Origin of the sequence: Mycobacterium sp. DL (genome assembly GCF_039729195.1) — a bacterium.
In the GTDB taxonomy this organism is placed as follows: Bacteria; Actinomycetota; Actinomycetes; order Mycobacteriales; family Mycobacteriaceae; genus Mycobacterium; species Mycobacterium hippocampi_A.
The window spans coordinates 1,917,201-1,942,942 of the sequence record NZ_CP155796.1 but is presented as its reverse complement, the minus strand read 5'-3'; the positions used below and the strand labels follow the sequence as shown (position 1 = coordinate 1,942,942).

General features: G+C 66.0%; 23 protein-coding genes. 13 read left to right on the top strand and 10 right to left on the bottom strand.

Going from position 1 to position 25,742, the window contains the following annotated elements:
* Positions 1 to 21: 21 nt before the first annotated feature.
* A complete protein-coding gene (locus tag ABDC78_RS09360; RefSeq protein ID WP_347133411.1) occupies positions 22 to 1,425 on the bottom strand; it encodes an IS110 family transposase in 1,404 nt (467 codons plus the stop codon).
* A 260-nt stretch (positions 1,426 to 1,685) separates the two neighbouring features.
* Between ABDC78_RS09360 and ABDC78_RS09355 the strand changes: the two genes are divergently transcribed.
* Positions 1,686 to 2,975, top strand: a complete 1,290-nt coding sequence (locus tag ABDC78_RS09355) for an HNH endonuclease signature motif containing protein (RefSeq protein WP_178356794.1) — start codon at positions 1,686 to 1,688, stop codon at positions 2,973 to 2,975.
* Position 2,976: 1 nt separating this feature from the next.
* Here ABDC78_RS09355 and ABDC78_RS09350 read toward each other — a convergent pair whose 3' ends face one another.
* From ABDC78_RS09350 to ABDC78_RS09330, 5 genes are read right to left on the bottom strand one after another with little or no spacing between them, the layout of a single operon-like run.
* On the bottom strand, positions 2,977 to 3,474 hold the full coding sequence (locus ABDC78_RS09350; protein WP_178356795.1) for a hydrogenase maturation protease: 498 nt from the start codon (positions 3,472 to 3,474) through the stop codon (positions 2,977 to 2,979).
* Positions 3,471 to 4,940: a Ni/Fe hydrogenase subunit alpha gene (locus tag ABDC78_RS09345; RefSeq protein ID WP_178356796.1), complete on the bottom strand. Its 1,470-nt coding sequence runs from the start codon at positions 4,938 to 4,940 to the stop codon at positions 3,471 to 3,473. The genes ABDC78_RS09350 and ABDC78_RS09345 overlap by 4 nt, the downstream gene beginning before the upstream one ends.
* A gap of 15 nt (positions 4,941 to 4,955) precedes the next feature.
* Positions 4,956 to 5,573, bottom strand: a complete 618-nt coding sequence (locus ABDC78_RS09340) for an NADP oxidoreductase (RefSeq protein WP_347133409.1) — start codon at positions 5,571 to 5,573, stop codon at positions 4,956 to 4,958.
* Entirely contained in the window at positions 5,570 to 6,286 is a 717-nt protein-coding gene (locus tag ABDC78_RS09335) for a 2Fe-2S iron-sulfur cluster-binding protein (protein WP_178356797.1), read from the bottom strand. Before ABDC78_RS09335 ends, ABDC78_RS09340 begins: the two co-directional genes overlap by 4 nt.
* Positions 6,283 to 8,100, bottom strand: coding sequence for an NAD(P)H-dependent oxidoreductase subunit E (locus ABDC78_RS09330; protein ID WP_306172884.1), 1,818 nt, complete (start codon positions 8,098 to 8,100; stop codon positions 6,283 to 6,285). The genes ABDC78_RS09335 and ABDC78_RS09330 overlap by 4 nt, the downstream gene beginning before the upstream one ends.
* A gap of 98 nt (positions 8,101 to 8,198) precedes the next feature.
* On the opposite strand from ABDC78_RS09330, the gene ABDC78_RS09325 reads away from it, so the two are divergent.
* From ABDC78_RS09325 to ABDC78_RS09285, 9 genes are all read left to right on the top strand, one after another.
* Positions 8,199 to 9,296: a 3-oxoacyl-[acyl-carrier-protein] synthase III C-terminal domain-containing protein gene (locus ABDC78_RS09325; RefSeq protein WP_178356798.1), complete on the top strand. Its 1,098-nt coding sequence runs from the start codon at positions 8,199 to 8,201 to the stop codon at positions 9,294 to 9,296.
* Positions 9,280 to 10,170 carry a 3-oxoacyl-[acyl-carrier-protein] synthase III C-terminal domain-containing protein gene (locus ABDC78_RS09320; RefSeq protein WP_178356799.1) on the top strand — a complete coding sequence of 297 codons (891 nt, stop codon included), beginning with the start codon at positions 9,280 to 9,282 and terminating at the stop codon, positions 10,168 to 10,170. Before ABDC78_RS09325 ends, ABDC78_RS09320 begins: the two co-directional genes overlap by 17 nt.
* A complete protein-coding gene (locus ABDC78_RS09315; RefSeq protein WP_178356800.1) occupies positions 10,167 to 10,505 on the top strand; it encodes a cupin domain-containing protein in 339 nt (112 codons plus the stop codon). The genes ABDC78_RS09320 and ABDC78_RS09315 overlap by 4 nt, the downstream gene beginning before the upstream one ends.
* Before the next feature lie 115 nt (positions 10,506 to 10,620).
* A complete protein-coding gene (gene arcD / locus ABDC78_RS09310; RefSeq protein WP_178356801.1) occupies positions 10,621 to 12,099 on the top strand; it encodes an arginine-ornithine antiporter in 1,479 nt (492 codons plus the stop codon).
* The gene (locus tag ABDC78_RS09305) at positions 12,096 to 13,355 is read left to right on the top strand and encodes an arginine deiminase (RefSeq protein ID WP_178356802.1); all 1,260 of its coding nucleotides are present in this window, start codon (positions 12,096 to 12,098) and stop codon (positions 13,353 to 13,355) included. The genes arcD and ABDC78_RS09305 overlap by 4 nt, the downstream gene beginning before the upstream one ends.
* Positions 13,356 to 13,371: 16 nt before the next feature.
* A complete protein-coding gene (locus tag ABDC78_RS09300) occupies positions 13,372 to 14,376 on the top strand; it encodes an ornithine carbamoyltransferase (RefSeq protein WP_178356803.1) in 1,005 nt (334 codons plus the stop codon).
* Positions 14,377 to 14,382: 6 nt separating this feature from the next.
* A complete protein-coding gene (gene arcC, locus ABDC78_RS09295; protein WP_178356804.1) occupies positions 14,383 to 15,330 on the top strand; it encodes a carbamate kinase in 948 nt (315 codons plus the stop codon).
* The gene (locus ABDC78_RS09290; RefSeq protein ID WP_178356805.1) at positions 15,327 to 17,759 is read left to right on the top strand and encodes a heavy metal translocating P-type ATPase; all 2,433 of its coding nucleotides are present in this window, start codon (positions 15,327 to 15,329) and stop codon (positions 17,757 to 17,759) included. The genes arcC and ABDC78_RS09290 overlap by 4 nt, the downstream gene beginning before the upstream one ends.
* Before the next feature lie 131 nt (positions 17,760 to 17,890).
* The gene (locus ABDC78_RS09285; RefSeq protein ID WP_178356806.1) at positions 17,891 to 18,697 is read left to right on the top strand and encodes a universal stress protein; all 807 of its coding nucleotides are present in this window, start codon (positions 17,891 to 17,893) and stop codon (positions 18,695 to 18,697) included.
* A 10-nt stretch (positions 18,698 to 18,707) separates the two neighbouring features.
* Here ABDC78_RS09285 and ABDC78_RS09280 read toward each other — a convergent pair whose 3' ends face one another.
* Entirely contained in the window at positions 18,708 to 19,304 is a 597-nt protein-coding gene (locus ABDC78_RS09280) for a hypothetical protein (protein WP_178356807.1), read from the bottom strand.
* A gap of 186 nt (positions 19,305 to 19,490) precedes the next feature.
* On the opposite strand from ABDC78_RS09280, the gene ABDC78_RS09275 reads away from it, so the two are divergent.
* On the top strand, positions 19,491 to 20,372 hold the full coding sequence (locus ABDC78_RS09275; RefSeq protein ID WP_178356808.1) for a universal stress protein: 882 nt from the start codon (positions 19,491 to 19,493) through the stop codon (positions 20,370 to 20,372).
* On the opposite strand, the gene ABDC78_RS09270 is transcribed toward ABDC78_RS09275, so the two are convergent.
* Together ABDC78_RS09270 and ABDC78_RS09265 are read right to left on the bottom strand one after the other, a co-directional pair.
* A complete protein-coding gene (locus ABDC78_RS09270) occupies positions 20,369 to 21,172 on the bottom strand; it encodes a sigma 54 modulation/S30EA ribosomal C-terminal domain-containing protein (protein ID WP_178356809.1) in 804 nt (267 codons plus the stop codon). The genes ABDC78_RS09275 and ABDC78_RS09270 overlap by 4 nt on opposite strands.
* A 58-nt stretch (positions 21,173 to 21,230) precedes the next feature.
* Positions 21,231 to 22,703 (bottom strand): AAA family ATPase, encoded by a 1,473-nt coding sequence (locus ABDC78_RS09265; RefSeq protein ID WP_178356810.1) that lies wholly within the window; start codon positions 22,701 to 22,703, stop codon positions 21,231 to 21,233.
* Between the two features lie 123 nt (positions 22,704 to 22,826).
* Between ABDC78_RS09265 and ABDC78_RS09260 the strand changes: the two genes are divergently transcribed.
* Both ABDC78_RS09260 and ABDC78_RS09255 read left to right on the top strand, forming a co-directional pair.
* Positions 22,827 to 23,849 (top strand): NAD(P)H nitroreductase, encoded by a 1,023-nt coding sequence (locus tag ABDC78_RS09260; protein WP_178356811.1) that lies wholly within the window; start codon positions 22,827 to 22,829, stop codon positions 23,847 to 23,849.
* 44 nt (positions 23,850 to 23,893) lie between these two features.
* The gene (locus ABDC78_RS09255; protein ID WP_178356812.1) at positions 23,894 to 24,748 is read left to right on the top strand and encodes a universal stress protein; all 855 of its coding nucleotides are present in this window, start codon (positions 23,894 to 23,896) and stop codon (positions 24,746 to 24,748) included.
* A 4-nt stretch (positions 24,749 to 24,752) separates the two neighbouring features.
* Here ABDC78_RS09255 and ABDC78_RS09250 read toward each other — a convergent pair whose 3' ends face one another.
* Positions 24,753 to 25,637: a universal stress protein gene (locus ABDC78_RS09250; RefSeq protein ID WP_178356813.1), complete on the bottom strand. Its 885-nt coding sequence runs from the start codon at positions 25,635 to 25,637 to the stop codon at positions 24,753 to 24,755.
* Positions 25,638 to 25,742 lie beyond the last annotated feature (105 nt).

Below are 25,742 nucleotides of genomic sequence, written 5' to 3'. Positions count from 1 at the left end.
GACTTGAGTTCCTAACTGGAGTCAAGCTACTTGAGGACTCGTCGTAGGCTTGTGTGTAGCGGGCTGGGATGTTGGAGCGCCTGGCGACTCCTGTGACTCCTGGCCCGCCTTTTTGCGTCGGTCGCGCATGAGTTTGTGGCGGACGTGGTCGCGTCGGCGCGGATCGAGTTGGTAGCGCTCTTTGACGATGGCGCGGCCTTCGGATTCGGTGATCGCGGTGCCGTCGACATCGCGCAGCTGGTAAGGCGTGTCGTTGCGCATGCAGGTGGCGATGCGGGTGATCAGCATGGTGGCGAGGTGGCAGATCGCTGAGTCGTGGTGGCGGTCTCCGGCCATCAGGCGGTGGTACTTCGCGGCGAACTGGGGATCGGTTTTGCGTGCCTGATCGGCTGCGGTGTAAAGCATTTCGCGTAGCAGCGGGTCGCCAGCCTTGGTGATCGACGACTCGGACTTGACCACTCCAGATTGGCTGACTTTCGGGACCAGCCCGGAGTAGGCGCGGATCGCCGCGAGGGAGGTGAACCGGTGTGGGTCGCCGATCCGGCCGGCGATGACCGCGCTGATGGTGGCTCCGACCCCGGGTGCGGACGCGACGATGCCCTGCGGGTCGGCGTCGGTGTAGAGGTTGGCGATCCGTTCGTCGATCTCTTTGATCTGGCCGGTCAAGAACAGCGCTTGTTCGGCCTCGTGGGCGATGTCAGCAGCCAGTTCGGCGAAGTTCATTCCATCGGTGCCGTCAACATTCCACAGGGCGAGGGTTTCCTTGGCCGCGGCGATCAGTCCGGCGGCATGGTCCTCACGCCAATTGCCACGCGAGCGGGCGATGAGGAACCTGGTCAGCCGGGCCTGGCCAAGCCGGATGACGGCGTGCGGATCGGCGTAGTGCGCCAGAAACTGCAGCGCGGCGTTGCCGTAGTTCGAGCCCAGTACCGCGTACCAGGCTGGTCCCAGTAGCTCGATGAGGGCGTCGAGGCGGGCATAGACCGCGGTGCGGCGCTTGACCATCGTGGAACGCTGCTTCGTCAGCCGCCGCAACGGGTCAGCTGGGCCTTGTCCGGTGTAGGGACGCAATCCTTCCGGGTGCAGTAGCGGCAGCCGGGCCAAAAGCTCGGAGTCGATTCGGTCGTTCTTTGCGTGCTTGGAGTAGTACTTGCGCAGGTCCGCCGATTGCGTGGTCGGCACCATCACCACCTTCGCGCCGCGCCGGCGAAACCACTCGGCAACCACGATCCAGGCGTTTCTGGTCGGCTCGAGTACCACCGTCAGCTCAGCCGGATCCTCGACACCCACATCGGCCCACACCCGCTCCAGATCGTCAGGGCGGGTCAAGAACTTGCGGCCCCGCCACACCGTTTTCCCGTCACGGGCCAAGGTCGCCTGGTGCGCAGCCCGAACCGCGACGTCGATTCCCAACGTCAATGCCACTGCAAAACCCTCCTGCCCTAACATTTTCAGATCCTCAGGTGACTGACCGCCGCGGCCACGGCCCAGACATTCTCTAAGCAGGAATCCACACCCACGGGTGGCTCCAAGTTCCCGAACAAGGACACCGCACGACCAGACACCGAAGTCCACGGGAGGCCGCTCAAATCTCAGGGATCACCAAGTGTCCCGGTCGGACCCTCGGACCTGCCCGTGGACTCACACCAAGGCTAAATGAGGGACCTGTCTGTGATGATGGTGTCATGTCCTCGGCTGCACCATGTTTCATCCCGAGCCCGCCCCGGGGGGCGCGGCTGGAGGTGTTGTTCGAGGAACTCTCTGAGCTGGCCGGGCAACGGAATGCGATCGACGGGCGCATCGTCGATATCGTCGCCGAGATCGACCGCGACGGGCTGTGGGCGACGACCGGCGCCAAAACGGTCTCTGCGCTGGTGGCCTGGAAACTGGGCACCTCCCCGCACAACGCCGAGACCCTGGTCACCGTCGCCGAACGGGTCGAGACGTTCCCGCGCTGCCTCGACGCGCTCCGCGAGGGCCGGTTCTCCCTCGATCAGGTCGGTGTGATCGCCGAACGTGCCGCCGACGGCTCCGATGACCACTACGCGCTGCTGACCGAGAGCGCCACGGTCTCCCAACTGCGGATCGCGCTGCGGGCCGAACCCCGACCCGAACCCGACCCCACACCCGAACCCGATCCCGATGGTGAGTCCGAACCGCAGCCCCCGCCCGAACCCGAACGCACGATCAGCAAAATCAGCGACCACACCCACACCACCTACCGGATCCGTCTCCCCCACGCCGAAGCCGCCACCGTCGACGCCGCCCTGGCCTCGCACCTCGACGGGTTGGTCGCCGACTGGAAACACCACCACGACACCGCCGAACCCGCGTCAGATCAGGCACCGCCGTTTCCGAGCACCATCGATGCGTTCATGAGTCTCATCGAGGCCGGGTGGGACACCGAGGTGGCCCGCCGCCCACACGGACAGCGCACCACCGCGGTGATCCACGTCGACGCCAACTCCCACGTCGCCGCCCTGCACCTCGGACCGCTGCTCTCCGACGCTGACCGCCAGTACCTGCTCTGCGACGCGACGTGTGAGGTGTGGTTCGAACGCCACGGCCAGGTGATCGGCGCCGGGCGGGCCACCCGCACGGTGAACCGGCGGCTGCGCCGGGCGCTGGAACACCGCGACCGCTGCTGCGTGGTCCCCGGCTGCGGCGCGACCCGCGGCCTGCACGCCCACCACCTGCGGCACTGGGAAGACGGCGGCCTCACCGAGCTGTGCAACCTGGCGCTGGTCTGCCCCTACCATCACCGCGCCCATCACCGCGGGCTGATCACCATCACCGGCCCCGCCGACCGACTGGTCGTCACCGACCACACCGGCCAACCACTCACCAACCGGTCCCTGGCCCGACCCCCCACCACACCACCACCACCAGTGAACCCCTACCCCGGACCCACCGGCGAACGCGCCCAATGGAAGTGGTACCACCCCTACCAACCCAAACCACCACCGACCAATTAGCTCACGGCGCGTGTTGCCGCTCCACGTGTGGATCCCTGTGCCGCGACGAGACAGACGACAGATACGCCGCCGCGTCGTCCAGATTCCGTTGCGCCGCGGGTGACAACCCGATGTCGAGTTCGAACTCGAATCCCTTGATCGCCAGGACGTACACCTCGGGCACGCGCTCGAAGCACAGCTGGCAGGCCGCCATGATGGCGGGGATGGAAATGGCGTGTGAGGTGAAGGTGAAGTCCATCATCGGCGCCGCGCGGTACATTGTGAATGACTGCACCGCATCGCTTTTGGTGGCGTCGACGAACAACACCCGGCGTTTGGTACTGATCAGCTCGGCGTCCTCGAGCAGGATCTGATAGCTGCGCTGTCTCTCCGCGCTCCCGCATCGGCGGTGTGCCTCGAGCCAATCGACAAAAGCCCAACCCAGCCCGTCGTCCTGCCTGCCCACGTTGCCGATCCCATAGATCAGACAGGCGTCGTCGTCGAATGCGTCGAGGTTCACGACCGGACCCGCTCGTTGATCACAGTCCCAGAAGGATCACGCACCGTCACGATCAGCGGCATCTGCCCGAAGGCGTGCGTCGCGCAACTCAGGCAGGGGTCGAATGCGCGAATTCCGACCTCGATGGCGTTCATCATGCCTTCGGTGATCTCGCCATGACCCACCAGGTAGTCGTCGGCCACCGAGCGCACCGTGCGATTGAGCACCTCATTGTTGTGGGTTGTGGCCACAATGAGGTTGGCGAAAGTGATGTCACCTTCTTCACCGGCGCGGTAGTGATGCAGCAGCGTGCCGCGAGGAGCTTCGACGACGCCCACTCCCTCACCCACCCACGCGCTGGCCGCCGGCGTGACGAGCAGATCGTCGCGCTGCAGGTCGGGATCGTGCAGCAATCCTTCGATCAGTTCGGCGGCATGGAGCACCTCGATGGTCCGTGCCCAATTGGTGTGCAGAGTCATGTTGTTCGCTGCACCACCGGTGTAGGCGTGGAAGCGTTCCAGCGCCTCGGCAGCGAGCGGCGTCGACAGCGATTTGGTGATGTTCATCCTCGCCAGTGGACCCACCCGCACGGAGCCCTTCTCCCGGCCGAGATCCTTGAGGAAGGGGAACTTCATGTAGCTCCACTTCTCCACCGCTTCGGAGAAATGATCAAGGTAATCGTGGTAGTCGAATTCACTGACGACGCGCTTCTCCTCGTCGACGATGCGCAGCACACCGTGGTAGTAGTCCACATCCCCGTCGGCGCCGACCAGCGACATGTTCAGTGCCGGAACGTGCGCGAAGGCGTCCACCGCACTTCGGTTCGTGTCGTGGAACTCGTAGAACAGCCGAAGGCCTTCCTGGGCGTAGTCGATGACCTCGTCGATCGACGGCAGTCCCTCCTCGCCGTTGAGCAGCCTGTCGCATTCGGCACGGCTCACATTCTTGTCGACTCCACCGGGCACCGAGTTGATGCCGTGCATCCTCCTGCCGAAGACGGTCTTGATCACTTCCTGGCCCCACTTGCGCAGCATGATCACCCGCCGCATCAACGCGGGATCGGCCTCGATCAGACCGAGCAGGTTGCGCTGCTCGGGCGCGGCATCCATCCCGAACATCATCTCGGGCACCACCAGATAGAAGTAGGCCGTTGCATGTGATTGCAGCATCTGCGCGTAATGACCGAGACGACGGATCTTCTCGGCGGTTCGTGTCACGCCCATCCCCCCGTGCCCGCCCGCACCGATCATGTCGTCGAGTACCTTGGCCCCACACAGATGGTGGCTGACAAAACAGATCCCGCAGATCCGCTGCATCAGCATCGGCGCCTCCCAGAACGGGTGGCCTTGAACGAATTTCTCGAATCCGCGGAACTCGACGACGTGCAGTCGGGCATCAACGACGTTGCCGTCGTCGTCGAGGTTCACGGTCACCTTGCCGTGGCCCTCGATGCGGGTGACGGGGTCGATGACGATCTTTCTGCTCACACGTGGCCTCCGGGATCAGTCATAGTGGTTCAGCGAGCGCGGCAGCGCGACCGGGCGCCCGTGGATCAAGTCGTCGAGCACCGCAAAGATCGTGTCGGCCTCCGGCGGACAACCAGGGATGAAGTAGTCCATATGGACGACTTCGTGGCAGGGGTGGACCTTGGTGGTGATGCGGGGAATGTCTGGGTGACAGGGGATGAGCCGATCGGCACCCGGTACCGCGGTCGGCGAATCGAGGTACGCCTCGGCCAGACAGTCCTTCAACTCGAAGACGTTGCGCATCGCCGGCACGCCACCCCACACCGCGCAGGCGCCCACCGAGATGAGGATGTCGCAGTTCTCCCGGAAGTGTTGCAACGTCTCGATGTTGTCCTCGTTCGCGACCCCGCCCTCGATGAAGCCGATCGCGCATCGCTGGGTGATCCGCTTGATGTCGGTGAGTGACGACCGGTGAATGGTGACCGTTGTCAGCAGCGGGAGTATCCGTTCGTCCATGTCGAGGAAGGACAACGTGCAGCCCCAGCAACCGCACAGGCTGATCATCGCCACGTCGATCTTGCCGTCGCGGTCCGCCGTTAGCGCCGGACCTGCTGGCGTCGTCGGCAATTCGTCCGATCTCATCTCGTCGGTCACGGGGCTCCCGGCCCGTCCCCCGAGTCCAGAGCCCGGTCGCGAACGGACTTCACCTCGTACTTGCGCCTGCCGATCGGCACGTCGAAACCGACCCGCTTCTCGAGGATGGCGCCCACGGGGCAGATCTCCACGGCATACCGAACCTGTTCGACGGGCATCGCATCGGCCCGCTCGGCGTCGACCTCGATCTGTGACTCGCTGCCGCGCCCACTGATGCTGAAGATCTTCTGCCCGTCGGTCTCGTCACGAACGAACTCCACACAGCGTTGGCAGAAGATGCAACGATCCCGCTCCAGCCAAATCCGTTCGGACACATGGTCACGCTCCCGGACCGGGAACCGGTAGGGAAAGCGCGACACCAGCATGTCCACCTCGTAGCCGACCGCCTGCAGAGTGCAGCGTCCACTCTTCTCACAACTCGGACAGTTGTGGTTACCTTCGGAGAACAACAGCTCTACCAGTGCCTTCCGCATGTCGGCGGTGTCCGGTTCGTCCACCTCCACCGTCATCCCGTCGGTGACATGGACGGTGCAGGCCGCGGCCACCGTGCCGTTGACCTTGACCGCGCACACCCGGCAGGTGCCGAGGCACGGTTCACCCCGCAGGTAACACAGCGTCGGGATGTACACGCCGGCGTCGGCTGCGACGTCGACAAGGGTCGCACCCGCCTCGGTCGAGACCGCGGCTCCGTCGATCTCGATCCGGATGCTCATGGCGTCCCGCCTGTCTCCAGTTCGGATTGTGCCGCACTGTATCCGGCGAGGGCCCCATCCAGATCGAAGGACGGCAACAGGGTGGATTCCTGGGTGCGCAGCCTGCTCCGGTAGATGTCGGGGAACTTCTCCAGGCTCGTCAGGATCGGGTTGGCCGCGGTGGCCCCGAGACCGCACCGGCTGGTCGCCCGTACCAGTGCACCCCACCGGGTCACCTCGTCGAGGTCCCTGCGGACGGCGTTGCCGGCCATGACGAGTCCCACCTTGTCGTGAAGATCGACGGTGCCTGCCCGGCAGGGCACGCAGATGCCACACGACTCGTCGGCGAAGAACCGGGTGTAGTCCTTGACACAGTCCAGCAGGTCACGGCTCGAGTCGAAGACGGTGACGGCGCCATTGCATCCGATGTCCTCGTAGGCGATCCGGCGTCGACCGTCCGCCTGCACCGACAGACACTCCCCCGACGGTCCGCTGATCTGCACGGCCCGAGCGTCCCGGGCGTCGGCCATGGCGAGGACCTCGTCGAGGGTGATCCCCCACTCGATCTCGTAGACGCCGGGCCGACCGCAGTCACCGGCGATGCTCAGCAGACGGGCTCCCGGCGATTCGGTGGTGCCCATGCGGCGGAACCATTCGGCGCCCTCTTCTGTCACCCGCGTTGCCGCAGCGAAGGTTTCGACGTTGTTCACGCAGGTGGGCCTACCGAGATAGCCCTGCTGGATCGGGTAGGGCGGTTTCAGCCGAGGAGTGCCCCGTTTTCCTTCGCAGGACTCGATGAGCGCGGATTCTTCGCCGCAGACATACGCGCCTGCCCCCATCTGGATACGGATCTCGAAATCGAATCCCCGCTGCCCGCCGATGGTGGTGCCCAGCAGTCCGTTGTCGCGGAGTTCCTGGAGTTGACGTTCCAGGTAGTTCCTCAGGTAGATGTATTCGGCACGGAGGTAGAGGATTCCGTGCCTGCTGCCGATGGCGTAGGCGGCGATGACCATGCCGAGGAAGACATCCTTGGGTGAGCGGGTCAGCAGCGCACGGTCCTTGAAGGTGCCGGGCTCACCCTCATCGGCGTTGCAGATGACGTACTTGTCGTCACCCGGTGCGTCGCGGCACAGCTGCCACTTCAGCCCGGTGCGGAACCCTGCGCCGCCGTACCCGCGCAGACCGGACTCGGCGATCGTGGCGATCGTCTCCTCGGGTGACGCCCCGAGGCACCGCTTGAGCACCGCCTGGTGATCGGCCTGCCCGCTGAAGAACACCGGCCCGCCGGTGTGGACATTGGACTCCACCAGATGGTCGACGTAGCCGACCTGGTCGTCCGGCAACCCGCCCGGGTTCGCGATCGCCGCGGCGGTTCTGCCGGCCTTCAACGCAGCGATGACGTCGACGACCGTCTCTGGTGTCAGCCGGGTGAAGACCACGTTGTCGATCAGCATGGCCGGTTCCTGGTCGCTGAGGCCGATGCACGGCGTCTCGAAGAGTCCGAACATCCCCGCCGCGGCTCCGAAGGTGACTCCGGTTTCCCGCTCGAGGGTGTCGTAGACCGCCTGATATCCGTTCATCTTGGCGATGACCGTGTTGCTCAGATAGATCCGGTGCCGACCCGAGGGCCTGGTGTGGAAGAAGTGATAAAAGGAGGCAGTCTCCGCGATGTCCGCCGGAGAACGATTCAGCGCGGCCGCCATCTGCGGCAGGTACTCGTCGGGAATGTGCCCGAACAGACGCTGGATGTCCCACAGGATGTCGATCAACCGCGTTCCGTCGCGGCCGTAGCGTCGCAGGACGGTCTCGACCTGTGCGTTCATCGGACCTGCCATCACGCGAATGTAGCCATCCGGTTGCCCGTCCCCTAGGGCCGAAAGGCTCTGTTGGGTGCCGCAGTCTGCGACGATCCTGAAAATCAGGAGGTTTGTCGATGAGCAGGCACTGGCTGGTCATGGAGGGGGCCGGGCCACCAGCGCCCTACCGCGCACGGCTGGCGGCAGCGGGAAGGCATCTCCCCGCAACTCATTTGAGCACCGACGATCTGATGGCGACCACACGTCACAACACGCACATCGATCTGGAGCGGTTGACCGGGATCCGCGAACGCCGCGTCGTCGACGGCGACGAGGACTCCTACAGTCTGGCTACCTGCGCGGCGTCGGACTGTCTGGACCGGGCACAGCAGGATGCCGCCGCGCTCGACGTCGTGATCAGCTGCAGCATCACGAAGTTCCGGGACGGCCTGACGCAGTGGGTGGAGCCGACGATGAGCGGCGCCGTCGCCCGCGCGATCGGCGCCCGGCACGCCATGACCTTCGATCTGTCCAATGCGTGCGCTGGAATGCTCACCGGTGTCACCGTTCTCAACAACTGGATCCGGCAGGGCACGGTGGAGCGCGGCCTGGTGGTCAGCGGCGAGTACATCTCCCAACTGGGCCAGAATGCCGCCCGGCACATCCGCAGCATCATGAGCAAGGAACTGGCGTGCCTCACGCTGGGTGATGCGGGAGCAGCGCTCCTGCTCGAACGCGCCCCGGCCGACTCCGCGGGTATCAGCCTTGCCGGTTTCACCACCGTCGCTGACTACAGCAGACTGTGTTTGGCATACCCCAAAGGAAACGATCCGGGCGCCCGGATGTTCACCGATTCCCGCGGGATCCAGCGAGCGGCCATCAATGCGACACCTTATCTGCTGCACGAAATCCTCGACGCCGCAGGTATTTCCATGCATGACATCGATCACGTGATCACCCATCAGACATCGGCCCGCGCAATACGGAAGGGAATGGCGGCGGTCACCGCATCGTTCGGCGAAGCTCCGCGGCACGACGCCGTGATCACCGTGGACCGCTACGGCAACACCGCATCGACCACCCATACCGTCGCCCTGGTCGAAGAACTCGAAGCCGGGCGGATCCACGCCGGGGAGACCATCGCGCTCATCGCCTTGGCATCAGGCCTCGAGATCGGCGTCGTTCTGCTCACCGTCGACGAGGAGTTGGTGAACCGATATGGGCACCGTCGTTGAACGGGTGGAGGTGATCCGCGGCAATTGGCGCACCCGGCACAGCGCACTGCACCTCGCGGTCGCCGTGGCGAAGACATGCCTGCATCACGATTCGAGGAACGCCGACGAGGTGGACCTGCTGATCAACGCCGGAATCTACCGTGACCACAATCTCGCCGAGCCCGCCCTTGCGGCACTCATCCAGGAGGACATCGGCGCCAACACCGAGGTTCCGCACGGCCACGGTCACGGCACTTTCTCGTTCGACGTGGCCAACGGCGCATGCGGGGTGCTCACCGCGCTGCAGATCATCGACGGATTTCTGCGCTCCCGCACCATCAACTGCGCGCTTGTCGTGGCCAGCGACGCTGATCCGGGCCACGGGCGCAGCGAGGGCTTTCCGTTCTCCCCCGCCGGGGCGGCGATGCTGTGCGACTGGAGAGACGACGACCTCGGGCTCAGTCGGGTGCACTGGATGAACATGCCTGACGACGGCGAGAACTTCCGCGCGACGGTGGGACTTCACGACTCACACAATGTGCTCCGGTTCAGCGCCTCGACCGACCGGGACGAACACTTCGCCTCGGCGGGCGCCGAAGTGGTCCGTCGCTGTCTGCACGAGGCCAACCTGACGATGTCCGACATCGACATCATCGTCGCAGCGCCGCCGCGGGCCGGTTACCGCGCGGCACTGGCCCGGCGCCTCGCAGTCCCGGTGGAACGGATCGTCGTTGCGCACGACGAGCGGATGCACACCGCTGCGCTGCCCTGGGCGCTGTACGACGTTTCGGACCAGCTCCCGCCGGGCAGCCGAATACTCTTGGTCGCGACGGGCGCGGGAATCACCGCAGGTGCCGCGCTCTACCGCACGACCCAACCGAGGAGTCGCACATGAACAAGATCTCGTTGACCGCCCTGGCCCGCGAGCACACGGCAGCAGCGGAGAGGGCCTCCAGCGGGCGCAGCGCCCATACCGTGTACGGCGGCCACGAACACGTGTTGCGGCAGACCCTGATCGCGCTCGAGGCGGGTCAGGCGCTCGACGAACACGAGAGTCCCGGTGAGGCCACTGTCCACGTGCTGCACGGACGCATCCGGTTGGTCGCCGGCGACGACAGCTGGGAGGGCTCGGCAGGAGACCTGATCATCGTGCCGGATTCGCGACACTCGCTCGAAGCCGTCGAAGGTTCGTCGATACTGCTCACCGTCGCAAAATCCGCGTCGATCTGACGGTGACCTACGCGTCGGAAACAGAGGACTAAAGCCTCCTCACCCATCGGGATCGGGCACATAGCGTCGAACACACGGTGTGATCTGCACACCACCCGATTTCTGGAGGACGACGATGTCCGAGACGCTGATCTCTCCGCCCCCCGATTCCCGCCACGCCGGACCGAAGAAGGGCCTCGGACTCGCCGCCCTGACAGCCATCGTCGTCGGTTCGATGATCGGCAGCGGAATCTTCGCGTTGCCTTCGCAGATGGCCGGCAGTGCCGCCCCCGGCCCGCTCCTGATCGGGTGGGCGATCACCGGCGTCGGCATGCTGACGCTGGCGTTCGTCTTCCAGACACTGGCGACCCGTAAGCCCGATGTCGACGGCGGTGTCTACGGTTACGCCCGAGCAGGATTCGGCAACTACATCGGATTCACCTCGGCCTTCGGCTACTGGGTCTCGGCGTGGGTCGGCAACGTCGCCTACCTCGTTCTGCTGTTCTCGACCCTGGGATACTTCTTCCCCGGATTCGAAGGTGGCGCAACCGTTCCCGCCATCATCGGAGCGTCGATCGTGCTGTGGATCGTGCACTTCCTGACGCTGCGCGGGGTCCAGACGGCCGCGTCGGTCAACGTCGTGGTGACCATCGCGAAAGTGGTCCCGATCCTGGTGTTCATCGCGATCGCCGCCGTCGGATTCAAGGCGGGATTGTTCAGCGCCGACTTCTGGGGGCGGGCGACACAGATCGACGGGGCGCCGCTCGGGGACACGATGACCCAGGTCAAAAACATGATGCTGGTGACGGTCTGGGTCTTCATCGGTATCGAGGGGGCTGCGGTCTACTCGCAGCGCGCCGCCAACCGTCGAGACGTCGGGCGGGCGACCGTGCTCGGCTTCGTCGGGGTGTTGATCCTGTTGCTGATGGTCAACGTGCTGTCCTACGGCTTGATGGCCCAGGCGGAGCTCGCCGGAGTGCCGGATCCGTCGATGGCGGGAGTTCTGGAGAATCAGGTCGGCAGCTGGGGTGCGGCCTTCATCTCGATCGGCCTGGTGATCTCACTGCTCGGCGCGCTGATCGCCTGGGTGCTGCTGTGCGTGGAGATCCTGCGTCTACCCGCCCACGAACATGTCATGCCGAAGGCGCTGGCCCGCGAGAACGCTCACGGTGCACCCGCAAATGCGTTGTGGTTGACCAATATCTGCGTCCAGGCCCTCCTGTTGTGGACCCTCGCCAACGCGAGCACCTACACCAACCTGGTGTACCTGGCGACCTCGCTGATCCTGCTGCCCTACCTGTGGTCTGCGGCCTATCAGGTGCTGCTGGCGGTGCGCGGTGAGACCTACGAATCGGGACATGGCCGCACCCGCGATCTGGTCATCGGCATCATCGCGCTGGGGTACGCCGTGTGGTTGGTGTACGCGGGCGGGTGGCAGTACCTGCTGGTGGCGGCGATGTTCTATCTGGCCGGGACCGCGATGTTCCTCTGGGCGCGTCGGGAGAGCCGGCTGCCGGTGTTCACCAAACCCGAAGTCGTCGTTGTCGGCGTCGTCGTCGCAACGTCGATCCTGGCCGCCGTGCTCATGGCGACCGGCAACCTGGCCGTCCTGTGAGCACCGGCGAATCCCGGCTCGGTGTCTGGTCCGAGGCGGGGCGCCTGCGCCGGGTCATGGTCTGCGCACCGGGCCTGGCGCACCAGCGCCTCACTCCGGAGAACTGCCACGAGTTGCTGTTCGACGACGTCATCTGGCTGCAGCAGGCCCGTCGCGACCACTTCGATTTCGTCGCGAAGATGGTCGACCGCGACGTCGAAGTCCTGGAACTGCAGGATCTGCTCGCCGACGTCGTCGCCAAACCCGACGCCCGGGAATGGCTTCTGAACCGGACGGTGACCGACGATCTGGTGGGTCCCGCTCTGACCCACGAGATCCGGGGCTGGCTGACCGAGCTGTCACCAGACCGGTTGGCGGAGTTGCTCATCGGCGGAGTCGCCTACCAGGATGTGGTGGCCGAGGTGGACAGTGCGTTCCTGTCGTTGTTCAGCGCACTGGACCCGGCGGGGTTCGTCATCCGCCCGCTGCCCAACACCCAGTTCATGCGGGACAACTCCGCCTGGATCTTCGGCGGGGTGACGCTCAACCCGATGTATTGGCCGGCGCGGCGCCAGGAGACCCTTCTGACCACCGCCGTGTACAAGTTCCATCCCGCATTCGCCGACGAGACGTACAACATCTGGCTGGGTGATGCGGACGGCCCGCCGACCGATCACGGCATGGCCTCTCTCGAAGGCGGCGACGTGATGCCGATCGGCAAGGGGCTCGTCGTGATCGGCATGGGCGAGCGGTCGTCGCATCAGGCGATCACCCAGGTGGCGCGAAACCTGTTCGCCGCCGGTGCCGCTGACCGGGTGATCATCGCCAGCCTGCCCAAGACCCGCTCGGCGATGCATCTGGACACGGTGTTCACCTTCTGCGACCGCGACCTGGTGACCGCTTTCCCGCCCGTGGTCGACGGGATCGTCGCGATCAGCCTCCGCCCCGACGACAGCACAGCGTCAGGTCTGGACGTCCGGCGTGAACCGAAAGGCCTGATCGACACGATCGGCGACGCCGTCGGCGTGGACCTGCGGGTCGTCACCACCGCCGGCGACGTGTACGGCATCCAGCGCGAACAGTGGGATGACGGCAACAACGTGGTCGCACTCGAACCGGGCGTCGTCATCGGCTACGACCGCAACACCCTGACCAACACCGCGCTACGCAAAGCGGGCGTGGAAGTCGTCACCATCGACGCCAGCGAGTTGGGCCGGGGCCGCGGCGGTGGCCGCTGCATGACCTGCCCGATCCTGCGCGACCCTCTCTACACCTGAACGGAATACAACTGTCATGGCGTTCAACAATCGAAATCGCAGCCTGCTCAGCCTGGTTCACCACACCGACCGGGATCTTCACTACCTGCTCGACCTGGCGCGTGACCTGAAGCGAGCCAAGTACTCCGGCAGCACGCGTAACAGTCTGGCAGGCAAGAACATCGCGCTGATCTTCGAGAAGACGTCCACCCGCACCCGCTGCGCTTTCGAGGTCGCAGCCTACGACGAGGGTGCTCATGTCACCTACATCGATCCGGCGTCGTCTCAGATCGGGCACAAGGAGTCGATGAAGGACACCGCCCGGGTGCTGGGACGGATGTACGACGCGATCGAGTACCGCGGCACCGCCCAGGAGACCGTCGACGAACTCGCGGAGTACGCCGGGGTCCCGGTGTTCAACGGGCTCACCGACGAGTTCCATCCGACTCAGATGCTGGCCGATGTGCTGACCATGACCGAGCACTGCCCGAAACCGCTGCACGACATCGCCTATGCGTTTGTCGGCGACGGCCGCAACAACGTCGCCAACTCCCTGCTTCTCGTCGGATCCAAGCTCGGCATGGATGTGCGTATCGGCGCCCCGAAGGAACTGTGGCCGAGTGACGATCACGTGAGGATGTGCGAGGAGTTCGCCGCGGCCTCCGGAGCACGGATCACCATCACCGACGACCCCGACGAGGCGGTCAGTGGCGTCGACTTCATCCACACCGATGTCTGGGTGTCGATGGGGGAACCGGTGGAGACGTGGGGCGAGCGGATCGACCGGCTGCTTCCCTTCCAGGTGAATTCCACCCTGATGAAGGCCGCAGGCAACCCACGGGTGAAGTTCATGCACTGCCTACCTGCGTATCACAACTCCGAGACCACGATCGGCGCCAAGATCGCGGCGCAGTACCCGCTCCTGTCCAACGGCATCGAAGTCACCGAGGACGTTTTCGAGAGTCCGGCGAACATCGCCTTCGAGCAGGCGGAGAACCGGATGCACACGATCAAAGCGGTTCTCGTCTCGGCGCTGAGCTGACGTGCCATGAGGGTCGTCATCGCGCTGGGAGGCAACGCGCTGTTGCGGCGCGGTCAACCGATGACCGCGGACAACCAGCGCGCGAACATCCGGGTCGCCGCCGAAAGAATCGCCGCGATCACCACCGGCAACGAGATCGTCATCGCGCACGGCAACGGACCCCAGGTCGGCCTGCTGGCCCTGCAGGCGGCCGCCTATCACGATCTTGCCGACGGCGTGGCTCCCTACCCCCTCGACATGCTCGGCGCCCAGACCGAGGCGATGATCGGCTACGTCATCGAACAGGAGTTGGGCAACCTGTTGCCTGCCGACCAACCGCTGGCCACGCTGTTGACGATGATCGAGGTCGACCGCGACGACCCCGCCTTCGACCACCCCACCAAGCCGATCGGGCCGGTGTACGACCGGGAGACCGCAGAACGACTGAAGGCCGCCGGAGGCTGGACGATCGCGGCCGACGGCGACACGTTCCGCCGGGTGGTCGCCAGCCCGAAGCCCAAGCGCATCTTCGAGATCCGACCGATCCGCAGCCTGGTGGAGCAGGGCACGATCGTCATCTGCGCCGGCGGCGGCGGCATACCGACCATGTACGACGAACACGGCGACCTGCGCGGCGTGGAGGCCGTCATCGACAAAGATCTCGCCTCCGCCCTGCTGGCCGAACAACTGGACGCCGATCTGCTCGTGATCGCCACCGACGTCGACGGTGTCTACACCGGCTGGGGCACTCCGGATCAGGCCCGCCTGGGCGGCGTCACACCCGAGGACCTGGCCGGCCTCGACCTACCTGCCGGTTCGATGGGGCCCAAAGTGCAAGCCGCATGCCAATTCGCGCTGCACACCGGCAACGAGGCAGTCATCGGATCACTCACCGACATCACCAGGATCGTCGAGGGCACCGCGGGGACGCGGGTGCGCGCGGACCCGGTGGCGTCATCGTTGAACAACGCATGAACCACGCGGTGTCGGCAACGCAGCGATCGTTCTCGCGATGGCGTTCTCGTCTCGAACCAGCGCTGGTGATACTCACGGTCGGAGTGCTGCTGGCGGGCGGATTCGCCTGGCTCGCGGGCGCGCCCACCGTCGCCGACACCTTCTGGATCGCAGGCACCCTACTCGCACTCATACCGGCGCTGGCATGGGTCGTTTCAGCCCTGCGCCGCGGCCACGCCGGCGTCGATCTCATCGCAGTCCTGTCGTTGGTGGGCACACTGCTCGTCGGTGAGTACCTGGCGGGCTCGCTGATCTCGGTGATGCTGGCCGGCGGACGCGCGTTGGAAGCCTCCGCCCAGCGGCGCGCCTCCCACGATCTGCGGGCCCTGCTCGAACGCGCGCCCCGCTTCGCCCGCCGGCGAGAGGGCTCCGAGGTGAGTGTGATCCCACTGTCTGACGTGGCGATCGATGACCTCCTTGTTGTCGGCCCGGGCGAAGTCGTGCCGGTCGACGGCCGTGTTGTCGACGTGGTCGCCGTGCTGGACGAATCGGTGCTGACCGGGGAACCCCTGCAGGTGGAGCGTGCCGTCGGCGAACCCGTCCGAAGCGGTGTCATCAACGCGGGCAATGCCTTCGAGCTACGGTCCACCGCCACGGCAGCGGACAGCACCTACGCCGGAATCGTCCGACTGGCCGAACTGGCCGGCGCGGAGAGCGCTCCGATAGTCCGACTGGCCGACCGCTACGCCGCCTGGTTCCTGCCCTTGACACTGGTGATCGCGGCGGCGGCCTGGGTGGCGAGTGGATCGGCGGTGCGTGCCGTGGCGGTCCTGGTGGTCGCGACTCCCTGCCCGCTGCTGCTCGCCGCTCCTGTGGCGATCGTGTCGGGACTGTCCCGCGCCTCACGCCACGGTGTGGTGATCCGCAGCGGCGCTGCGCTGGAAAACCTCGGGAACGCAACGACTCTGGTGATGGACAAGACCGGCACTCTCACGATGGGGCGTCCGGTCGTCGTCGAGATTGCGGCCGCCCCGGGATACGAGGCGGCAGAGGTCCTGCGATTGGCGGCATCGGTCGACCAGATGTCGCCGCACGTGCTGGCCGAGGCCATCGTCTCCGAGGCGCTCACCCGTGCCGCCCAGTTGTCGCTGCCGACCACTGTGGTGGAAGAACCCGGGCGCGGCGTCACCGCCAGAATCGGTGGCTCGCAGGTGTACGTCGGGAAACTGGCCGATGAGGTCATCGAAGGCGGGTGGGCCCGTGCGGCGGTGAACCGGGCATGCCTGGATTCTGCAGCGATCGCATGGGTGTGCGTCGACGCCGAACCAGTAGGGGCCGTCCTTCTGCGGGACCCACTGCGCCGCAATGCCCCCCGGACGGTACGACGCCTGCGCGCTGCCGGGCTGAAGCGGTTGGTCATGCTGACCGGCGACCGCGCCGAGCCCGCGCGGGAGGTCGCGACGGTGCTCGGACTCGACGAGGTCTACGCCCAGCAGAGCCCGGCTGACAAGGTCGCCGCTGTCCGCGCCGAACGCGATCGTGCGGTGACCGTGATGGTCGGCGACGGTGTCAACGACGCTCCGGCACTGGCCGCGGCCACGGTCGGTGTCGCCATGGGTGCGCGCGGTTCGACAGCCTCATCGGAGGCAGCAGACATCGTGCTGACCACCGATCGCCTCGATCGGCTCGCCGATGCCATGGACATTGCCCGCTGGTCGCGTCGCATCGCAATGCAGAGCGCCACCGTCGGCATGACGTTGTCACTTATTGCGATGGTTGTCGCCGCGTTCGGCTGGTTGCCACCCGCTGCAGGCGCGCTTCTGCAGGAGGGCATCGACGTCGCCGTCATCCTCAACGCCTTGCGCGCCCTGAGGGGCAACCCGGCGGTGGACGTGTCGCTCACCACGAACACCGAAGACATGCTGCGGCGATTCGACGCTGAACACGACACGCTGCGCGACACGGTCGGGCTTCTGCGCGACGCCGGCGATCAGCTGGCCGCCGGTTCCGACGCCGACGCATTGGAGGCCTTGACCGGCGTTCACACGTTTCTGACAGAACAGCTCCTGCCGCACGAGCATGCCGAGGAGACGCAGCTCTACCCTGCGTTGGCTCGGCCCCTCGGCACCGGCGAGGCCACCGCCACGATGAGCCGTACCCACGCCGAGATCCAGCGACTGTCCGACCGGATCGGCACCCACATCGCTCTCGCCCGAGCGGACAACGGAATTCAGCCCGACCAGGTCGACGACCTACTCGCATGCCTGTACGGGCTCTACGCACTGCTGAGACTGCACTTCCTCCAGGAAGAGGAGAGCTACTTCACCCTGGCCGACGACGAACCGCCGTCGCCGAAGCGGGCCCGGTGGCCACAACCCGGATGGGCCTTAGAGCGGCGCAGAAAGGCCCATAGTCCCCTATCGATCAACTCTGGAGGCGCACATCCTTAGCAGAGAGAAGTGTCGCGGCCTGGATGGGTGAGCTGATCTGCAACTTCGCAGGCCACTACCGGGCCGGCATGTACACCGATCTTGTCGTTGCCGACTGAAGAACAGATCCAGGAAAGAATCGAGGCAGCAGAATGCAGGACGACAAAAGCGCCCCGTCGGTGGTCGTAGGCATCGACGGTTCCGAAACCGCGATTCAGGCGGCACACTGGGCCGTGGCGGAAGCCGTCGAGCTGAATGTGCCGCTACGCCTGGTCTACGTGACCAAAGCCACCCATTCGTCGTCGGATGACTACGAACTCGATGTGCACAAGGGCAAATCTTCGCTTCAGTTGGCGCAGAATGCGATCGAGGCCACGGGCCGCCCGGTGAAAGTCGAAACCGCAATCGTCACCGGGCCACCCTCGGTGGCGCTCATCGCCGAGTCCCAGAACGCCGGATTGATCTGCGTGGGGACGGTGGGTATCGACCGCTACGCCCGCTCGATTCTGGGATCGACGGCCACCGAACTCGCCGCGAAGGCCCACTGCCCGGTCGCCGTCATCCGACCGCACGACGACGGGGAATCGAGTGGCGATATCAGTTGGATCGCCGTCGCGGTCAACAACGATCCCGGTAACGACGTCGTGGTCGCGCACGCCCTACGGGAGGCGAGGTTACGTGGTGCCCCGGTGCTCGCCGTGCGTGGAGGCCGAAACACCGGCAGCACCGAAGACCTCGACGCCCGGGTCGCACAATGGCGACAGCACTACCCTGACGTCCACATCTACCCGATCGCCGAGCACAGCGACCTCACGTCCTTCCTCCGGCACTGTGACGAACGGCTGCAACTCGTGGTGATCGGCGGCTCCCAAGCCGACGAGCTCGCACAGATCGTCGGACCCGCGGGTCGTTCGATCCTGCACCACGCGAAGGTCTCGGTGCTGGTGGTCCGCAACTGAGAGGATGCGGTCAGGCCTGGCTGCCGGTCCTGCCGCCGCCGTCACTGGTCCACAGTTCCCACTCACGCTCCCAGCGGGAGTCACGCCGACGAGCCAACCGCCCGCGCAACCACAGCGTCATACCGGCCACGAGGCTCACGGCCGCAAACCAGAACCCGGCGCCGGCAACCGCCGCATCAGTCCCCGCCCGCCACGACGACGGCGGCTGCCCGGCCTGATCTCCGTCTGCGTCTATCCAGAGCTGCAGTTGGTCACCGGCTTCGGCCTGCGGATCCACCTCGGTGACACCACTGCGCTCCCGCCCGCCGACCCACCATTGCACCGGTGCGGTGACCCGCACCCGGTTCTCCAGAATCGTCGACGTCGGTTCCCCGGTGATGACGGCGACGACCGCGTGCCGGGCACTGGCCTCCTGCGAGTAGTGATGAGACCGGTCTTCGTGAACTGCGGTGCTGATCGCCCCGGCCACCGGCGTCAGGACAAGGACCGTGACACAAGCCAGCACCAACAGAGCTGCCTCCACCCGGTCGCTGGTTCGCACCAGCGGATTGTGTCCGAACGCGCGGATGAGCCAACTGTGGCGGAGGTAGACCGTGAGGGTGTCCATCGATGCCTCCCGTGATCCGTGACCAGTCGATCGTGACAATGCAGGCGCCCGGCGGTCCAGAGGCCAACGTCATCTCCCCGGTCACCGGATGATGTGACCACCGGCGCCCGCCACGTGACCAAAGACCCTGTCTGCCAACGGTGACCACCGATTAGCCTCCACTCAGAGGACACCTGGGGGCACCACATGTCAGAGCACGCGAAGAAATACGGACTTCTGGTCGGCGTCGACGGATCGGCGGAGTCCGACTCGGCCGTCCGATGGGCAGCACAGGAAGCTGCTCTGCGCGGTATGCCGGTCACTCTGATGCATGTCGTCACACCGATACTCGTCAGCTGGCCGCACGGACCGGCCCAGGCGAACATCACTGAGTGGCAGGAAGACAACGCCCGCCGCGCCATCGCGCACGCCGAGAAGGTGGTGCACACCAGCATCGGTGATGCCGAACTACCCGAGGTGCACACCGAGGTCCGGTACGCCGGTTCGGTCGGTTCGCTGGTCGACGCGACCGAGGATTCCTGGATGGTCGTTGTCGGAAACAGCGGTCTCGGCGCAGTCGGCCGGGCAGTGCTGGGCTCTGTCAGCGGCGGCCTGGTGCATCACGCACACTGTCCGGTCACGGTGGTGCACGGTGCTGATGCCCAGCCACCGAAGCCGAACTCTCCGATACTCGTGGGAATCGACGGCTCACCTGCCTCGGAAGCCGCCACCGCGTTGGCCTTTGACGAAGCCTCTCGCAGAGGCGTGGATCTTGTTGCGCTGCACGCGTGGAGCGATGTGGGTGTGCTCCCGGCCCTCGGGATGGACTGGCGCCAGTACGAGGACCTCGGTCACGAAGCGCTGGCGGAACGCCTCGCAGGTTGGCACGAGCGCTACCCCGATGTGCAGGTGCGACGCCGGATCGTGTGCGACCAACCGGCGCGCTGGCTGATCGACGAATCCGACAAGGCCCAGATGGTGATCGTGGGTAGCCGCGGCCGGGGTGGATTCACCGCGATGATGCTGGGCTCGGTCAGCTCCGCGGTGGCAAGGGATGCGAAAGTGCCTGTCATCGTTGTCCGCGCCTAGCCGGCGGGAGAGATCAGCCCGTAATGCCCGTCGTAGCGGTGGTACAGGACGGCGGCACGACCCTGTGCGGCATCGATGAAGAACAGGAACGGCAGGCCCAGTAACCCGAGGCGCTCCGTTGCCTGCTCGACCGTGATACACGGTGCGGGTTGTGAACTGAAGGTCAGCGCGACGTCGAAGGGGGCCAGCTGATCCGGTGGGACCGGTACCACCTGAGCCAATCGGTAACCGGCCGCCCCGTCGCGGTACAGCACGCTGGCGATCCCGGTCCCCTGCTCGGTGAACAGGTGAAAGTCGTAGTCCAGCAGCTCCATTTCCCCAACGGCGTCGTCGACATTGCAGGCAGCCATGGCGAAGGACTTGCGCCGGATGATCCGGCGATCATCGACGGGACGGGAGTAGTGGCGGGGCCTGCTGCTGGGCTCTGATTGATGCCGCCATTCGTGCGGGGCATCTTCGGGCAGCCGACCGCGCCTCGCCTCCCAGTGCTCTTCGATCCTCTCGAGCCGGCGTCGCAACCGCTCGTCCAGCTTGTCGATGGCTTCCCGGGCGGTGGCCGCGTCGACCTGTGCGCGTACCAGCCGACCGTCCACGTCGAGGTTTGCCTGGGCGACCACGGGGTGGCGAACCGCTGGATCGGTGTGCCGGGTCAGTCTGACCCGAGCGTGCAGCACCGGTCGGCGGGTGAGCCCGGCAATGCCGCTGATCTTGCTGCGCGCGTAGTCGGCTGCGCCGGGCATCCGGCCGTGAGTGGTCACGGCGACCTCAACGGCCTTCGGCGAGTCGGTTCTGTTGCTCATGCTCTATTTCCTACGCCGCGGCGGACCGTCGCAGGAGGGCCGAAGGTCACCGCGCCGACTAGATTGCCAGGCAACATATCTGCTGGGCTTCGCGGACGGAGTCGGCCAACGGCCGGCCCGTATCGATGTCGTGCGCGCTGTGCCGAATCCCGTCGGCACCGGCGAGTGCCGCAGCGATCTCCGGCGTCGCGTCGGATTTCGACCCCGTCCGGTGCTCGACCCTCGAGGTGGCTTCGGCGATCGGTACCGAACAGTTGAACTCGACGATGGGCACTGATGTCCGAGCAGAGAGTTCGTGCGCTTGATCGCGGTGCTCTGCAGCCCGCCACGTGCCATCGAGGATCACCGACTGTCCGATGCTCAGCAAGGCTTCCGCCTGGCGAAGTACCTCGGCATACACTTCGGCGACATTGGCCGGCGAGTACAGACCGGCGTTGAGATCACCCACCGGGCCGGACACCACGCCGGCATCCTGCAGATGCCGGCGCACGTCGTCGGTGGAAACGACCCGCGCCCCGATCTTCGCGGCCAATGCCGTTGACAGTGTGCTCTTTCCGGTGCCCGGGCCGCCTCCGACGAGGACGAGCCGCACCGTCGCCCTCTTGAGGTGATCCAGCGCCAGATCGAGGTGCCGACGGGCGTCGACTGCGGCGTCCGCGTGCCCCTGAGCAACCCGCACGCAGTCGACCTTGGCGCGAACGACCGCCCGGTAGGCGATGTAGAAGTCCATCAGTGAGCGTGGTGCGCAATCATCAGCGGCCGAGATGTAGCGCTCGAGGAACCAGTCGGCAAGGTCGCGTCTACCCAGAAACTCCAGATCCATCGCCAGGAACGCCGCATCGTCGATGCCGTCGACGTAGCGGAGTTGGTCGTCGAACTCCAGACAGTCGAGCAGCGCCGGCCCCTCCGGGAGGCAGAAGATGTCGTCGGCCAGCAGGTCCGCGTGGCCGTCGAGGATGCGTCGCCCGGTGATGCGCTCGGTGAACATCGCCTGACGACCGGCCGCGAACTGAGCGGCCAACCGTCTCACCTCTCGGAGCGAGTCGCGCGGCACCACGTCGTCGGCATGTGTGTCCAGTTCGTCGAGGTTCTGTCGCCAGCGCGCCCACACCGCGTCGCCAGTGCCCTGGGCGTCGATTGCCGGACCCCGGTCGGCCCCCACGTGAAAATTCGCCAGAACCTCGGAGATGCGCGCCAGATGGTGGTGCACCGATTGGCCGCTACGGACCAGAGATGCCAGGCGGGTGCTGTCGGCATGGCGACGCATGACGATCACCGGTTCCGGCGGCCCTCCTCGCCCGTCCGAGAAGTGGGCCACGCCGAGATAACTGTCCGGGGCAAGCCGCCTGTTCAGGCTGACCTCGTGCTGACACGCACGCTCCCGATGCGCGGCGGTGCTGAAGTCGAGAAAGTCCGTGATCACCGGTTTCTTGACCTTGTACGCCCGGTCGCCGAGAAGGACGACGACGCCGGTATGTGTCTCGCGGACTTGAGCGGCCAGATCACCCGAGGTTGCGGCCACGTCGCTCATGGACTCCAGCGTCGGACACCGCCCTCGGCCACACCAGAGCACTAGGCCATCGGGCTGAGGACCATTGGCCCTGTCCTCGGCTCGCGCCGCAGCCGACGATGGTGACAGATGAGGAGGTAGGCGATGCGTGACTGCGCGGTCGACGTCGAGATCATCAGAGATGCAGTGGAACTGGCGTGCCGTGCGCCGTCGCTGCACAACAGCCAGCCCTGGCGGTGGGTGCTCGAGGGCACCACCGTCCAGTTGTACGCCGACCCGCGTCGCGTCGTCCGCTCCACCGACAGCTCCGGCCGGGAGGCGATGATCAGCTGCGGTGCGGTTCTCGACCATTTCCGGGTGGCCATGGGGGCGGCGGGATGGACGGCGCACGTCGACCGCTTTCCCAACCCGAACGACCCCCGACACCTCGCATCGATCGACTTTTCTGCAGGCACCTTCGTTACTGCCGGTCACCGGCGACGCGCCGACGCCATCCTGCTGCGTCGCACCGACAGGCTGCCCTTCGCTGCACCACCGGACTGGGATCTGTTCGAATCAGAGGTGCGAGTCTCACTCGACACCGATTCCGTCCGGTTCGATGTGATCGACGATGGGTTGCGACCGGAACTGGCCGAAGCCTCGGATCTCACCGAGTCGCTGCGGATGTACGACTCCTCCTACCACGAGGAACTGTACTGGTGGACAGCAGGTTTCACCACTGCCGAGGGAATTCCGCAGGGCTCGCTGGTATCGGCTGCGGAGAGCGACCGCGTCGATGTCGGGCGCAGTTTCCCTGTCGTGGCGGATTCACGACGCCGCCCCGAGATCGGCGACGACCGGTCCAAGATCGTGGTGCTGTCGACTTTTGATGACACCCGTGACAGCGTGCTGCGCTGCGGCGAAGCATTGTCCGCCGTACTCCTCGATGCCACCATGGCGGGCTTTGCCACCTGCACGGTCACTCATCTGATGGAGATCCCCGCGAGCCGGGCGGTGGTGGCAACGCTGAGCGGCGCCGATCAGCCGCAGGTCCTGGTGCGTGTCGGGCTGGCGCCCGCGATCACCGACGTGCCTGCCCCCACCCCCCGCAGACCGATCGACGAGATCTTCGAGGTCCGCGGATCCGTTCGGCATCAGGGACCTTCGACCCTGCCCGCGGGGCAGTGACGCCGGTAGCGGCCGGCCTGAGAATGCACGGAACTGGAGCGATCATGCGAGATCAACCCCCGCCGTCATGCGTTGTGGTGGGCATCGACGGTTCCCGGTCGGCAGTCGATGCCGCGCTGTGGGCAGCCGACGAGGCAGTCGGTCGCGACCTGCCGCTGCGTCTGGTGTACGCCATCGACGCCGGCGAGACCGTCGAGGACCGTTCCCGCCGCCTGGCTGACGCCGAATCGGCAGTGCGGTACGCCTTCACCGTCGTCGAGGCAACGGACAAACCCGTGAAGCTCGAGGCCGAGATCGTGCAGGGCCGACCGAGGACGGTGCTCGTCGAAGCGTCCCGGTCTGCCGTGATGCTCTGTCTCGGGGCCGTGGGGATCACGCACAGCCGACGCGACCCGATCGGGTCGACCGCCGTGGCGACAGCCGCCTCCGCGCACTGCCCGGTGGCGGTGGTCCGCGGTCATGATCCACAGTCGACCGCGAAGGGCTGGGTCGTGGCCGAGATCGACCGGCCCACAACCGCCGACACCGTGCTGAGCAACGCGCTCGACGAGGCGCGGCTTCGCGGAACTCCGCTACGCGTGGTCACTGTGTGGCAGTCCGGCTACACCGATATCCATGACAACCACGCGGTGGCAGATCGCAGCAAGCTGGCGAGGGCCCAGCTCGACCGCCGGCTGGCGAAGTGGCGACGTAAGTACCCGGACGTGGACATGCATGCTGTCGCCGTGCACGGCAACAGCCTGGCCTACCTGACCAGGAACGCCGACATGATTCAGCTTCTCGTTGTGGGCAGGGAACGTGCCGACGGCATCAGAGAACTGGTGGGTCCGCCGGGTTTCGCGGCTCTGCACCATGCGAACTGCTCGGTGTTGATCTGCCAACCACAGAACGCGCTGTGAGGCGTCATGGGCGCGACCTCGCCACGATCACCGGAATCCGTGCGGATTGCACCACCGCTGAGCTGACCGAACCCAGGAGAAGCCCGACGAGACCGCCTCGTCCGTGACTGCCCACCACCATCAGCTGGGCGGAACCGGAGAGCTCGAGCAACTGGCGGATCGGGTTGTCCATAGCGACGACACGGTGCACTGATACGTCCGGGTAGCGCTGCTGCCAGCCTGCCAGCCGTTCGGCGAGGATCTCGTCGGCCTGTTCACGGACGTCGGGCCACCCGACCCCGATGAAATCGTCGGTGCTCTCCAGCCAGGTGTGCAGCGCGACGAGGTCCACGCCCCTGCGCGACGCTTCGTCGAACGCGATCGCGACGGCACGTTCGGACACCGGGGAGCCGTCGATGCCGACCAGGATCGGCGCCTCGCGGAGGTCTTCCGACGGCGCCTCGCGAACAACCGCGACGGGGCAGCGGGCGTGATGAACGAGACCGGCACTGACCGAACCGAGCACGGCCCGTTGAATTGCTCGCAGGCCACGACAGCCCACCACAACCATGTCGGCGTGCTCGGACATGTCCACCAGCACTGCCCGCGGGCTGCCGGTGACCAGTGCCCGATCCACCGTCAAGGACTGTGTGACCGGCAGCGCCCCGCGCGCGATCCGTGTCGCGTCGTCGAGCAGCACCTCGGCAGTCTTCCGCCGGCTTTCCCAATAGTCCTCGGGCAGTGGCACATCCAGCCACGCGGTAGCGCTGGGATCCGTCAGTGCGTGAACCAGAACGAGCGCAACGCCACGCAGCGCCGCAGCGCGGACCGCCCACTCGACTGCTGCGTCGGACTGCGGTGAGCCGTCGACGCCGACGACGATCCCGGGATGCGCTGAACTCGAGGACATCGCCTTCTCCTTCGACGCTACGGCCAGTGGTCTTCACGCTAAGGGGGCCATGGTCGGACGTCTGCGGGCATAGGTCACTGTCGATGCAGGACCAAAGACCTGAAC